We start from the raw sequence: 12,079 nt of genomic DNA on the forward strand, positions 1-12,079 counted from the left end.
GCCCGTGATCGGATTCGAGATTTTCCTGGCCATCGGCATGTTCACCGCCATCGTCCTGGGCCTGGTGGCGATCATCCTTGTCGCCCGCGCCAAGCTGGTGTCGAGTGGCGACGTGACCATCCAGATCAACGGCGAGCACAGCCTGACCGTGCCGGCCGGCGGCAAGCTGCTGCAAACCCTGGCGGCGAACAACGTGTTCCTGTCTTCCGCCTGCGGCGGCGGCGGCACCTGCGCGCAGTGCAAATGCGTGGTGGTCGAGGGCGGCGGCGAGATGCTGCCCACCGAGGAGTCGCACTTCACCCGGCGCCAGGCGAAGGAAGGCTGGCGCCTGTCGTGCCAGACGCCGGTCAAGCAGGACATGCAGATCCGTGTGCCTGAAGAGGTCTTCGGGGTGAAGAAATGGGAGTGCACGGTGGAGTCCAACCCCAACGTCGCCACCTTCATCAAGGAACTCACCCTGCGCCTGCCGGACGGCGAGAGCGTGGACTTTCGTGCCGGCGGCTACGTGCAGTTGGAATGCCCGCCGCACGTGGTCGAGTACAAGGACTTCGATATCCAGCCGGAATATCGCGGCGACTGGGACAAGTTCAACATGTGGCGCTACGTGTCGAAGGTCGACGAGACGGTGATCCGCGCCTACTCGATGGCCAACTACCCGGAAGAGAAGGGCGTGGTCAAGTTCAACATCCGCATCGCCTCGCCACCGCCAGGCAGCGATCTGCCGCCGGGGCAGATGTCGTCCTGGGTGTTCAACCTCAAGCCGGGCGACAAGGTCACAGTGTACGGACCGTTCGGCGAGTTCTTCGCCAAGGACACCGAGGCCGAGATGGTCTTCATCGGTGGCGGCGCCGGCATGGCGCCGATGCGTTCGCACATCTTCGACCAGTTGCGCCGGCTCAAGTCGAACCGCAAGATCAGCTTCTGGTACGGCGCGCGCTCGCTGCGCGAGGCCTTCTATACCGAGGAGTACGACCAGCTGCAGGCGGAGAATCCCAACTTCCAGTGGCACCTGGCGCTGTCCGACCCGCAGCCGGAGGACAACTGGACCGGCCTGACCGGTTTCATCCACAACGTGCTGTTCGAGAACTACCTGAAGGACCACCCGGCGCCCGAGGACTGCGAGTTCTACATGTGTGGCCCGCCGATGATGAATGCCGCGGTGATCAAGATGCTCACCGACCTGGGCGTGGAGCGCGAGAATATCCTGCTGGACGATTTCGGTGGCTGAGCGTTTCCGGCCGCTTGCCATGGCCGGACTGGCAGCGCTGGCGCTGGTCCTGGCCGGTTGCGGCGACACCCTGGAAAGCTTCGGCGGCCCGACCATGGGCAGCACCTATTCGATCAAGTACGTGCGCGGCGCCTCGGCGCCCGACGTCCAGACGGCGAGAGCGGCGGTGGAAGCGATCCTCTCCGAGGTCGACTGGCAGATGTCCACCTACCGCGACGACTCCCTGGTCTCGCGTTTCAATGCGCTGCCGGCGCAGTCCTGCATGGAGCTGCCGCCACCGATGCTGGAGTTGCTGCGCTACGGCGGCGAGTTGTCGGAACAGAGCCAGGGCGCCTTCGACATGACCGTCGAGCCGCTGATGAACCTCTGGGGCTTCGGTCCGCAGGCGCGGGTGGAGAAGGTTCCCAGCGCCGAGCAGATCGCCGCGGTGCGCCGTGACGTCGGCCATCGACACCTGCGCATCGACGGCCAGCGCCTGTGCAAGGACGCCGCCGTACAGCTGGACTTCGACAGCATCGCCGCTGGCTATACGGTGGACGCGGTAGGCGAACGCCTGAAGGAGCTCGGCGTGCGCAGCTACCTGGCGGAAATCACCGGCGAGTTGAAAGCCGAAGGGCGCAAGCCGGACGGCACGCCCTGGCGCATCGCTATCGAAGCGCCGCGCGAGGGCCAGCGGGTCGCCCAGCAGGTGCTGGCGCTGGACGGCTACGGCGTCTCGACCTCGGGCGATTACCGCAACTATTTCGAAGAGAACGGCCAGCGCTATTCGCACACCTTCGACCCGCGCACCGGTGCGCCGATCGACCATCACCTGGCTTCGGTCACGGTGATCGATCCATCGACGCGCAACGCCGACGGCCTGTCGACCCTGCTGATGGTGCTCGGCCCGGAGGAAGGCTACCGTTTCGCCGAGAAGCACCGACTGGCGGCGCTGTTCGTCAGTCGCCAGGGCAACGGTTTCGACAGCCGCACCACGCCACGCTACGAGCAACTGTTCGGCAACCAAGGAGAACGTCCATGACCTGGCTACTGGTCTTCGTCATCATGCTGCTGGTGGTCTTCGGCATGTCCATCGGCGTCATCATGGGCCGCAAGCCGATCGCCGGGTCCTGCGGCGGCATCGCCAACCTGGGGATCGAGAAGGAATGCTCGATCTGCGGCGGCGATCGGCAGAAATGCGAGGAAGCGAACCGCGACGAATCTGTAGTGCCCGGAAAACTCGCCTACGACGCGACCAAACGCTAATGTGCGACATTTCGCACAGGGCGTAACATATGCCCGCCTCGAGGTCGGACCGAGCCTTGCCCGGCGAATGCCGTCGTTCGCACCGACCCGATGATCGAATCGATCCGCCGCGCACATGTTGTGCAGCGGCTTTGCCGGAGGCGCCAGTGGGCGCCTCGGCCTGTTCTGAGGAGTACGCATGGCTGTCTACAACTACGACGTGGTGATTTTGGGCACGGGTCCGGCGGGCGAAGGGGCGGCGATGAACGCCTCCAAGTACGGACGCAAGCTGGCGGTAGTCGACAGCCGTCGCGTGGTCGGAGGCAACTGCACGCACCTCGGCACCATTCCTTCCAAGGCCCTGCGCCACTCGGTGAAGCAGATCATCGAGTTCAACACCAACCCGATGTTCCGCCAGATCGGCGAGCCGCGCTGGTTCTCCTTCCCCGACGTGCTGAAGAGCGCCGACCGGGTGATCTCCAAGCAGGTCGCCTCGCGCACCGGCTACTACGCGCGCAATCGCATCGACATGTTCACCGGCACCGCCAGCTTCGTCGACGAACGCACCGTCGAAGTGGTGACGCCGAGCGGCGCGGTGGAACGCCTGGTCGCCGACCAGTTCGTGATCGCCACCGGCTCGCGCCCGTATCGTCCTTCGGACATCAATTTCAACCACCCGCGGGTCTACGACAGCGACACCATCCTGTCCCTGAGCCACACCCCGCGCCGGCTGATCATCTACGGAGCCGGGGTGATCGGCTGCGAATACGCGTCGATCTTCAGCGGTCTGGGCGTGCTGGTGGACCTGATCGATACGCGCGACCAGTTGCTCAGCTTCCTCGATGACGAGATTTCCGATGCGCTGAGCTACCACCTGCGCAACAACAACGTGCTGATCCGCCACAACGAGGAGTACGAGCGCGTCGAGGGGCTGGACAACGGCGTCATCCTGCACCTGAAGTCGGGCAAGAAGATCAAGGCGGACGCGCTGCTCTGGTGCAACGGCCGGACCGGCAACACCGACAAGCTCGGCCTGGAGAACGTCGGCATCAAGGTCAACAGCCGTGGCCAGATCGAGGTGGACGAGAACTACCGCACTTCGGTGAGCAACATCTTCGCCGCCGGCGACGTGATCGGCTGGCCGAGCCTGGCCAGCGCTGCCTACGACCAGGGCCGCTCGGCCGCCGGCAACATCGTCGAGAGCGACAGCTGGCGCTTCGTCAACGACGTGCCGACCGGCATCTACACCATTCCGGAGATCAGTTCGATCGGCAAGAACGAAAGCGAACTGACCGCGGCGAAGATTCCCTACGAAGTGGGCAAGGCGTTCTTCAAGGGCATGGCCCGGGCGCAGATTTCCAACGAGCCGGTGGGCATGCTGAAGATCCTGTTCCATCGCGAGACCCTGGAAATCCTCGGCGTGCATTGCTTCGGCGACCAGGCCTCGGAAATCGTCCACATCGGCCAGGCGATCATGAACCAGCCGGGCGAGCTGAATACCCTGAAGTACTTCGTCAACACCACCTTCAACTACCCGACCATGGCGGAAGCCTATCGGGTGGCGGCGTTCGACGGCCTCAACCGGCTTTTTTGAAGGACTCCGGCCGGCGGCCTGAGCCGGCCGGAGGGGATGTGCTCAGCGATTCCCGAGGGTGGCGCTGGCCAAACCGGGAAAGTCTGTGATCAGGCTGTCCACGCCGAAGTCGGCGAGCCGGCGCATCAGAGCCGGTTCGTTGACCGTCCACACCGAGACGTGAAGCCCCAGGCGCTGGGCCTTGAGCAGGCGTTCCGGGGTGCATAGGGTCCAGTTCAGGGCGAGCAGGGCACAGCCATAGTGCTGGGCGACCTTCAGCGGGTCGAGCCAGGCGTATTCGGCGACCAGCCCGCGCGACAGTTCCGGGGTCAGTTCGTTGAGGGCCTTGAGCACGGTCCGCGAACCGCTGGTGACGGTGACCTTGTCGCGGTTGCCGAAGCGCTCGGTCAGCTCCCTGATCCGCGTTACCGTCCGCGCCGCGCGTTCGCGCGAGGCGCTCTTCACTTCCAGTTGCCAGTGCTCGAACGGGCACTTCTCGAACAACTCCTCCAGCCGCGGGATCGGCGTCGGCCGTACCCAGCCGGGGCCGCCCTCGCGCGCGTCGTAGGTGACCAGGGTGGCCGCGTCGTGTTCGGCGACCTTGCCGCGGCGGCCGGTGGTGCGCTTCAGGGTCGGGTCGTGGATCACCATCAGTTCGCCGTCGCGCGACAGGTGCAGGTCCAGTTCGCAACGCTTGACGCCATGCTCCAGGCAGCGCTGGAAGCTGGCCAGGGTGTTTTCCGGCGCTTCGCCCTTGGCGCCGCGATGTCCATAGATGAGAGTCACTGTGGCTCCTTGTTCGAGGGTTGCGCGGGAATCCGCGGCAGATGATGGCGAACGCTGTCGAGCACCCGGCCGCTTTCGAAATATACCGAGAAGTCGCGGTAATCCCAGCGCACGATGGGAGGCTGGCCGACCGCGGGATGTTCCTCGTCGGCCAGGCCGAAGCGTTGCAGCACGGCTTCGCGGCTTTCGCCGCGCGCGGGCAGGGCGACCCGGGTATCGCCCTGGGCGCCCAGCGGAATGCTCAGGGTGTCGGCGAACAGCGGCGGGGCGAGGAGGAGGGAGCACAGCAGTAGCGAACGAAGCATCGGCACATCTCAGGTCGAAGAAGGTTGGCCCGGCTCGCCGAGCGGGCCCTGTCCGGCCCGTGCCAGGCGGCGCTGCTGGGCCTGCTTCTGGAGGATATGCCGGGCCAGCAACTGGCGCTGTGCGTCGCTCAACGCTTCGAACTCGGTACCGATCTCGAATTCGTCGTCGTGTGGCTGGGCGTGGATTACCCGGGCCCGCAGTTCGAGGCCGAAACCCTGCGGCAACAGGACCATGCGCAGGAGGAGCAACTGGCCGACCGGCAATGCGCGGTCGTGGCGGAAGCTGACGCCCCCCTCGGACAGGCTGACCTTGCGCGGTTCGCCGATCTCCTTGAGCAGGCTCTGCACCATGACCTGGCCAAGCAGGTCGATGCGCTTGTTCATCACCTTCAGGTAGTTGGCCAGCGTGCGGTCGCGTTCGCTGATGTGGCGCAGCAGGTGCTGCGACTCGTAATCCATCAGGTGGAGGTCGCTGAGCAGGCTGAACAGGGTGGCCCCCGGCTCGCTCTCCAGGCCGTCTTCGACGGCCCCGGCAGGGCGAAATTCCAGTGCGAGGGTATCTTCGATACGGTAGTATTCGCGGCGGTCATCCGCGTCACGAGTGGACATGGCGAACCCACGGCGGCAGTGATGGTCAGAGTGTAAGGCCGCCGGCGATGCCTCGCCACTTCGCCATCCCGACGCATCCATTTTCTGCCAGCTAAGGGCGACATGTTCAGACCCCTGTCCGTTTTCATCGGCACGCGCTATACGCGGGCCAAACGTCGCAGCCATTTCGTCTCCTTCATTTCGCTGACCTCGATGATCGGCCTGGCACTGGGCGTGCTGGTGATGATCGTGGTGCTCTCGGTGATGAACGGCTTCGATCGCGAAATGCGTACCCGCATCCTCGGCATGGTGCCGCAGGCCACCGTCGAGTCGTACCAGCCCATCGATGACTGGCGCGCCCTGGCCGAGAAGGTCAAGGCCCACGAGCATGTCACCGCGGTAGCGCCGTTCACCCAGATGCAGGGCATGCTCAGCGCCAATGGCGCGGTGCAGACGGTGATGGTCGATGCGGTCGATCCGCTGGAAGAGGCCAAGGTCTCCATCATTCCCGATTTCTTCAAGCAGGGCTCGCTGGCGGAACTCAAGGCCGGCGGCTTCGGCATCGTCATCGGCCAACTGGCGGCGCAGAAGCTCGGCGTCGGCATCGGCGACAAGGTCACCCTGATCCTCCCCGAGGTGGCGGTCACCCCGGCCGGGGTGTTCCCGCGGATGAAGCGTTTCACCGTGGTCGGCACCTTCCGCGTCGGTGCCGGCGAACTGGATGGCGGCCTGTCGCTGATCCACCTGGAAGACGCCGCGCGCCTGCAGCGCTGGAAGACCAACCAGGTACAGGGGCTGCGCCTGAAGCTCGACGACCTGTTCCAGGCGCCGCGGGTGGCCTGGGAGATCGCCCGGACCCTGACCGACAACGACTTCTACGCCCGTGACTGGACGCGCAGCCACGGCAACCTGTACCAGGCCATCCGCATGGAAAAGACCATGATCGGGCTGTTGCTGCTGCTGATCGTCGCGGTCGCCGCGTTCAACATCATTTCCACCCTGGTGATGGTGGTCACCGACAAGAAGTCGGACATCGCCATCCTTCGTACCCTCGGCGCCACGCCGGGGCAGATCATGGCTACCTTCATGGTCCAGGGTACGGTGATCGGGGTGATCGGCACGCTGGTCGGCGGGGTCCTCGGGGTGGTCGCGGCGCTCAACGTCAGCGCCTGGATTTCCGCCCTGGAAAAGCTGCTGGGCCACCAGTTCCTCGCGTCCGACGTGTACTTCATCGATTACCTGCCGTCGCAGCTGATGCTCGACGATGTCGTGCTGGTCTGCGGCGCGGCCCTGGTCCTCAGCTTCTTCGCCACTTTGTATCCAGCCTGGCGTGCGGCGCGCACCCAGCCTGCGGAGGCTTTGCGTTATGAATGACAAGTCGGTGCTGAGTTGCCGCAACCTGAGCAAGAGCTACGACGAGGGGCCGCAATCGGTGCAGGTGCTGTCCGGCGTCGAGTTGAACCTGCTGCCTGGGGAGCGGGTGGCTATCGTCGGCAGCTCCGGTTCGGGCAAGAGCACCTTGCTGAACATGCTCGGCGGCCTGGACACGCCCTCCGCCGGCAGCGTCTGGCTCGCCGGCGAGGAGCTCTCGGCGCTGAACGAGACGGCCCGCGGGCTGCTGCGCAACCGCGCGCTGGGGTTCGTCTACCAGTTCCACCACCTGTTGCCGGAGTTCACCGCCCTGGAGAACGTCTGCATGCCGCTGTTGATCGGCCGCACGCCGATCGCGGAAGCCCGCCAGCGGGCGGCCGAGCTGCTGGAACGGGTCGGGCTGGGGCATCGCCTGTCGCACAAGCCGGCCGAGCTGTCCGGCGGCGAGCGCCAGCGGGTGGCGATCGCCCGCGCGCTGGTCAACCGTCCGCAGTTGGTACTGCTCGACGAGCCCACCGGCAACCTCGACCAGCATACCGCCCAGGGTATCCAGGAACTGATGCTGGAACTGAGCCGTTCGTTGCAGACCTCGTTCCTGGTGGTAACCCACGATCTCCAGCTGGCCGGGCACATGGATCGCATCCTGCGCCTGGAAGAAGGCCGACTGATCGCCGCGTAGCGGGGCGACGGCGTGCCCGCCGTCCGCTCCCGTCCGGCGAATCCCCCATCGACTCGGTGCATCCGCGACATGTTCAGACCGTTACCGTTCTTCATAGGCCTGCGCTACACCCGCGCCAAACGCCGCAACCACTACATCTCGTTCATCTCGCTGACCTCGATGATCGGCCTGGCGCTGGGCGTGCTGGCGATGATCATCGTGCTCTCGGTGATGAACGGCTTCCAGAAGGAAATGCGCACGCGGATCCTCGGCATGGTGCCGCATGCCACCATCAGCGCGGCGCAGCCGCTGGACGATTGGCAGACCGTCGCCAACGCGGCGCTGCGGCACCGCGAGGTGGTCGGCGCGGCGCCGTTCGCCGAACTGCAGGGCATGCTGTCGTACAAGGGCAACATGCTGCCGGTGCTGGTCAACGGCATCGATCCGCAGGAGGAGCGCAAGGTCTCCATCGTCGGCGAACACATCGTCCAGGGCAGCCTGGACGACCTCAAGCCTGGCGAGTTCGGCATCGTCCTCGGCGAGATCACCGCGCGGCGCTTCCATGTCAATGTCGGCGACAAGCTGACCCTGATTGTCCCGGAAGCCACCAGTGCGCCGGGCGGCATCACTCCGCGCATGCAGCGCTTCACCATAGTCGCCCTGTTCAAGGTCGGCGCCGAACTGGACAACTCGCTGGCGCTGGTCGACATCGCCGATGCCGGCCAGTTGCTGCGCCTGCAACCGGGCCAGGTGCCGAGCGTGCGCCTGGAACTGAAGGATCTCTACCAGTCGCCGCAGGTCGCCGCCAAGGTGGTCAAGGAGTTGGGGCAGGGCTTCAGGTCCAGCGACTGGACCAGGACCCAGGGCAGCCTGTTCAACGCGATGAAGATGGAAAAGACCATGATCGGCCTGCTCCTGCTGCTGATCATCGCGGTCGCCGCCTTCAACATCATCGCCACCCTGATCATGGTGGTCGCCGACAAGCGCACCGACATCGCGATTCTTCGTACCCTCGGCGCCACGCCGCGGCAGATCATGGCGATCTTCATGGTCCAGGGCACCGTCATCGGCGTGATCGGGACGGTCATCGGCGGGGTGCTCGGGGTGTTCGCGGCGTTGAACATCACCGGGATGATCGACCGCATCGAGCGGTTGGTCGGGCACAAGGTCTTCAGCTCGGATGTGTACTTCATCAACTACCTGCCTTCCGATCTGCAGGTGCTGGACGTGGTGCTGATCTGCAGCGCTGCATTGCTGATGAGCTTCCTCGCCACCCTGTACCCATCCTGGCGCGCGGCGCGGACACAACCGGCCGAGTCGCTGCGCTACGAGTGAGCGAGAAGGCCTGCGCCAGTCCCTGCACGGAGCGGACAAGGCCCATGAAAAAGCCGCCTTCGAGGCGGCTTTTTCATGTCCGGCGGATCACTTCGCGGCGACCCGTTCGCGACGTTGCCGGCAGCGTCGGCTCCAACTGCGCTGCACCCACCAGCGCCAGTAGAGCATCGTCAGCGCGTAGCCGAGGATGGCGGCGATGATGCCGCAGACCACCGAACCGAGCAGGAAGGGCTGCCAGAGGCTGGACAACTCCTGGCTGACCCATTCCCAGGTGAGATGGTCCGGCAGGGTGCGCGGCGGCACCTGCATCAACCAGGCGCCCAGCTTGTAGGTGCAATAGAAGACCGGGGGCATCGTGATCGGATTGGTCAGCCAGACCAATCCGACGGAGATTGGCAGATTGCTCCGAATCCACACCGCCAGACCGGCCGCCAGCAGCATCTGCATCGGCATCGGGATGAAGGCGGCGAACAGCCCGGCGGCCATGGCGCGCGATACCGAATGGCGATTGAGATGCCAAAGGTTGGGATCGTGCGTCAATTTGCCGAGAAAGCGCAGCGACTTCTGCGAGCGGATGCTTTCCGGATCGGGCATGTAGCGCTTGAACAGGCGACGCGGCATGTGGGCTCTCGGTGGATATAGGCTTGCGTATTATGCCAAGCAAGATGACAGGATTTCGTTGCCCATTGTATGACCCCATGTGACATGTCGGGGAGCGGAGGGCACGCCACGGGGATGGGAGGAACCGTTCATGCGCCTGGGATTGCCAGCCCTCGCCGCGGGGCTGCTGGCCCTGCGCTTCCTGGCGGAATTGCCGTCGGTCGGCTGGCTGCTGGGCATGGCCGCCGCCGGACTGTTGCTGCTGTTCGGCCGGCTGTACTGGCTGGGGTTGTTCCTGCTCGGGTTCGCCTGGGCCTGCGGCTCGGCGCAAGTCGCCCTGGACGGACGCCTGGCCGCCGAGCTGGATGGTCGCACCCTTTGGCTGGAGGGGCGTGTGGTCGATCTGCCGGCGAGCGGCGAGGGCATCACGCGCTTCCGGCTGGAGGAGGTCAGTGGCGCGCGGGGCGTCCTTCTTCCCGAGCGTCTGCGCCTGAGCTGGCGTGGTGCGCCGCCGCTGATGGGCGGCGAACGCTGGCGCCTGGCGGTGACCCTGAAACGCCCTCGCGGCCTGGTGAACGCGGCGGGTTTCGACTACGAAGCCTGGTTGTTGGCGCAGCGGGTCGGTGCCGTTGGAACGGTGAAGGCGGGCCAGCGCCTGCAGCCGGCCAGTGGCCTGGATGCCTGGCGCGACGCCTGGCGCCAGCGCCTCCTGGCGGTCGACGCGCAGGGGCGCGGCGCCGCCCTGGCGGCGCTGGTGCTGGGGGATGGCTCTGGATTGAGCGCGGCCGAGTGGCGCATGTTCCAGGACACCGGCACCGTGCATCTGATGGTCATCTCCGGTTCGCATATCTCGTTGCTGGCGGGGATGCTCTATGGCCTGGTGGCGGCCTTGCATCGCCTGGGCTGCTGGCCGCGGCGCCTGCCCTGGCTGCCCTGTGCCTGCGCCCTGGGTTTGCTTGGTGCCTGGAGCTACGGGTTGATGGCGGGCTTCGAGGTCCCGGTGCGGCGTGCCTGCCTGATGGTCAGCCTGGCGCTGGTCTGGCGCCTGCGTTTCCGCCACCTGGGCTTGCTGACCCCGCTGCTGGGAACGCTGGTGCTGGTCTTGCTGGTCGAGCCGCTGGCCAGCCTGCAGGCGGGGTTCTGGCTGTCGTTCCTGGCGGTTGCCCTGCTGCTCTGGCTGTTCGCCGGGCGCCTTGGGCGCTGGCGCTGGTGGGCAGCCTGGGGGCGTGCGCAGTGGGGGATGGCGCTGGTGCTGGCGATGCCGCTGCTGGCGCTGGGCCTGCCGTTGAGCCTGAGCGGAGCGCTGGCCAACCTGCTGGCGGTACCTTGGATCGAACTGCTGGTAGTGCCCCCGGCCCTGGCGGGGAGCCTGCTGCTGTGGGTACCCGGGCTGGGCGAGGGGCTGCTTCGCGCCGCTGGCGTTTCGCTGGACCTGCTGTTTCGTGCGCTTGGCCTGCTGGCGGGCCTGGCCGAGGCCTGGCAGCCACCCGCCGCAGCGGCCTGGAGCGTAGCGCTGGGCATGCTCGGCGCGCTCTGCTGGCTGGCGCCGGCTGGCTTGCCGTTGCGTGCCCTCGGTGCCGCGTTGCTACTGCCGGCGTTGTTGCCGTCATCGCCGCCTGTCGAATGGGGGCGGGCGGAAGTGCGGGTGCTGGACGTCGGCCAGGGGCTGGCCGTGCTGGTGCGTACCCGGGAGCATGCCTTGCTCTATGACAGCGGTGCGCGGCAGGGGGCGCTCGACATGGGCGAGCGGGTTGTGGTGCCGGTGCTGCGCAGCCTGGACCTGCGGCGCCTGGACGGCCTGTTGCTGAGTCATGCCGACAACGACCATGCAGGCGGTGCTCCTACGGTCGCTTCCCGATTCCCGCCGGGTTGGCTGGTCAGCGGCGAACCCGCGCGCCTGCCTTCGCCGTTGTTCGCGGACAGCTGCGACGAGCGGCGCTGGTCCTGGGATGGCGTGGTTTTCGAACAGTGGGGATGGGCGCAGGCCGGCGACAGCAACGACCGCTCCTGCGTGCTGAGGGTCGAGGCCGATGGCGAAGTCCTGCTGCTGACCGGGGACATGTCGCGTGCGGCCGAGCATGCCTGGCTGGCGCGACAGGCCGATCCGCGGGTCGACTGGTTGCTGGCGCCGCACCACGGCAGCCGCAGCTCCTCCGGAGTCGCCTTCGTGTTGCGTACGCGGCCTCGCCATGTGCTGGTCTCGCGAGGTTGGCGCAACGCCTTCGGCCATCCCCATGGCGAAGTGATGGAGCGTTACGCGAGGGTCGCCGCGCAGGTCCACGACACGGCACGCGACGGTGCCCTGACGTTTCTCCTCGGAAGCCGTGACAGTGCACGCCGGGAGCGTGATTCGGCGCACTTCTGGCGGGAAAAATGAGAACCGTGGCGGTCGGCGGAAAAGGGTCGCTGTG

12 protein-coding genes are annotated in these 12,079 nt (G+C 66.2%); 8 read left to right on the forward strand and 4 right to left on the reverse strand.

The window, feature by feature from the left end:
- Positions 1–4: 4 nt before the first annotated feature.
- From nqrF to sthA, 4 genes are all read left to right on the forward strand, one after another.
- Positions 5–1,228 (forward strand): NADH:ubiquinone reductase (Na(+)-transporting) subunit F, encoded by a 1,224-nt coding sequence (nqrF, locus tag HMPREF2886_RS17220; protein WP_003113984.1) that lies wholly within the window; start codon positions 5–7, stop codon positions 1,226–1,228.
- Positions 1,221–2,249 (forward strand): FAD:protein FMN transferase, encoded by a 1,029-nt coding sequence (locus tag HMPREF2886_RS17225; protein ID WP_083318567.1) that lies wholly within the window; start codon positions 1,221–1,223, stop codon positions 2,247–2,249. The genes nqrF and HMPREF2886_RS17225 overlap by 8 nt, the downstream gene beginning before the upstream one ends.
- Positions 2,246–2,473, forward strand: coding sequence for a (Na+)-NQR maturation NqrM (gene nqrM / locus HMPREF2886_RS17230; protein ID WP_003091178.1), 228 nt, complete (start codon positions 2,246–2,248; stop codon positions 2,471–2,473). Before HMPREF2886_RS17225 ends, nqrM begins: the two co-directional genes overlap by 4 nt.
- A 178-nt stretch (positions 2,474–2,651) precedes the next feature.
- The gene (gene sthA, locus HMPREF2886_RS17235) at positions 2,652–4,046 is read left to right on the forward strand and encodes a Si-specific NAD(P)(+) transhydrogenase (RefSeq protein WP_003091177.1); all 1,395 of its coding nucleotides are present in this window, start codon (positions 2,652–2,654) and stop codon (positions 4,044–4,046) included.
- 42 nt (positions 4,047–4,088) lie between these two features.
- Here sthA and HMPREF2886_RS17240 read toward each other — a convergent pair whose 3' ends face one another.
- The 3 genes from HMPREF2886_RS17240 to HMPREF2886_RS17250 are packed head-to-tail and all read right to left on the reverse strand — an operon-like array spanning position 4,089 to position 5,725.
- Positions 4,089–4,811, reverse strand: coding sequence for a glycerophosphodiester phosphodiesterase (locus HMPREF2886_RS17240; RefSeq protein ID WP_033968899.1), 723 nt, complete (start codon positions 4,809–4,811; stop codon positions 4,089–4,091).
- Positions 4,808–5,116, reverse strand: a complete 309-nt coding sequence (locus HMPREF2886_RS17245; protein ID WP_070747917.1) for a phosphodiesterase — start codon at positions 5,114–5,116, stop codon at positions 4,808–4,810. The genes HMPREF2886_RS17240 and HMPREF2886_RS17245 overlap by 4 nt, the downstream gene beginning before the upstream one ends.
- Before the next feature lie 9 nt (positions 5,117–5,125).
- The gene (locus HMPREF2886_RS17250; RefSeq protein ID WP_058179040.1) at positions 5,126–5,725 is read right to left on the reverse strand and encodes a PilZ domain-containing protein; all 600 of its coding nucleotides are present in this window, start codon (positions 5,723–5,725) and stop codon (positions 5,126–5,128) included.
- 102 nt (positions 5,726–5,827) lie between these two features.
- Between HMPREF2886_RS17250 and HMPREF2886_RS17255 the strand changes: the two genes are divergently transcribed.
- The 3 genes from HMPREF2886_RS17255 (at position 5,828) to HMPREF2886_RS17265 (ending at position 9,068) form a co-directional block, all read left to right on the forward strand.
- Positions 5,828–7,078 carry a lipoprotein-releasing ABC transporter permease subunit gene (locus HMPREF2886_RS17255; RefSeq protein WP_003091170.1) on the forward strand — a complete coding sequence of 417 codons (1,251 nt, stop codon included), beginning with the start codon at positions 5,828–5,830 and terminating at the stop codon, positions 7,076–7,078.
- Positions 7,071–7,754 (forward strand): lipoprotein-releasing ABC transporter ATP-binding protein LolD, encoded by a 684-nt coding sequence (gene lolD, locus HMPREF2886_RS17260; RefSeq protein ID WP_003091168.1) that lies wholly within the window; start codon positions 7,071–7,073, stop codon positions 7,752–7,754. Before HMPREF2886_RS17255 ends, lolD begins: the two co-directional genes overlap by 8 nt.
- Before the next feature lie 69 nt (positions 7,755–7,823).
- Positions 7,824–9,068, forward strand: a complete 1,245-nt coding sequence (locus tag HMPREF2886_RS17265) for a lipoprotein-releasing ABC transporter permease subunit (RefSeq protein WP_033975958.1) — start codon at positions 7,824–7,826, stop codon at positions 9,066–9,068.
- A gap of 87 nt (positions 9,069–9,155) precedes the next feature.
- On the opposite strand, the gene HMPREF2886_RS17270 is transcribed toward HMPREF2886_RS17265, so the two are convergent.
- Positions 9,156–9,689 carry a DUF2062 domain-containing protein gene (locus HMPREF2886_RS17270; RefSeq protein WP_070747919.1) on the reverse strand — a complete coding sequence of 178 codons (534 nt, stop codon included), beginning with the start codon at positions 9,687–9,689 and terminating at the stop codon, positions 9,156–9,158.
- A gap of 130 nt (positions 9,690–9,819) precedes the next feature.
- Between HMPREF2886_RS17270 and HMPREF2886_RS17275 the strand changes: the two genes are divergently transcribed.
- Positions 9,820–12,045 (forward strand): DNA internalization-related competence protein ComEC/Rec2, encoded by a 2,226-nt coding sequence (locus HMPREF2886_RS17275; protein WP_070747920.1) that lies wholly within the window; start codon positions 9,820–9,822, stop codon positions 12,043–12,045.
- Positions 12,046–12,079: the final 34 nt, after the last annotated feature.

Source organism: Pseudomonas sp. HMSC066A08 (assembly GCF_001813025.1).
Lineage (GTDB): Bacteria > Pseudomonadota > Gammaproteobacteria > Pseudomonadales > Pseudomonadaceae > Pseudomonas > Pseudomonas aeruginosa.

What these genes read in the sequence shown, in the direction of transcription:
- sthA (WP_003091177.1), top strand. Translation starts at nt 2,652, where the DNA reads ATGGCTGTCTACAACTACGACGTGGTGATTTTGGGCACGGGTCCGGCG.
- HMPREF2886_RS17265 (WP_033975958.1), top strand. Translation starts at nt 7,824, where the DNA reads ATGTTCAGACCGTTACCGTTCTTCATAGGCCTGCGCTACACCCGCGCC.
- HMPREF2886_RS17255 (WP_003091170.1), top strand. Translation starts at nt 5,828, where the DNA reads ATGTTCAGACCCCTGTCCGTTTTCATCGGCACGCGCTATACGCGGGCC.
- HMPREF2886_RS17275 (WP_070747920.1), top strand. Translation starts at nt 9,820, where the DNA reads ATGCGCCTGGGATTGCCAGCCCTCGCCGCGGGGCTGCTGGCCCTGCGC.
- nqrM (WP_003091178.1), top strand. Translation starts at nt 2,246, where the DNA reads ATGACCTGGCTACTGGTCTTCGTCATCATGCTGCTGGTGGTCTTCGGC.
- HMPREF2886_RS17250 (WP_058179040.1), bottom strand. Translation starts at nt 5,725, where the DNA reads ATGTCCACTCGTGACGCGGATGACCGCCGCGAATACTACCGTATCGAA.
- HMPREF2886_RS17245 (WP_070747917.1), bottom strand. Translation starts at nt 5,116, where the DNA reads ATGCTTCGTTCGCTACTGCTGTGCTCCCTCCTCCTCGCCCCGCCGCTG.
- HMPREF2886_RS17270 (WP_070747919.1), bottom strand. Translation starts at nt 9,689, where the DNA reads ATGCCGCGTCGCCTGTTCAAGCGCTACATGCCCGATCCGGAAAGCATC.
- lolD (WP_003091168.1), top strand. Translation starts at nt 7,071, where the DNA reads ATGAATGACAAGTCGGTGCTGAGTTGCCGCAACCTGAGCAAGAGCTAC.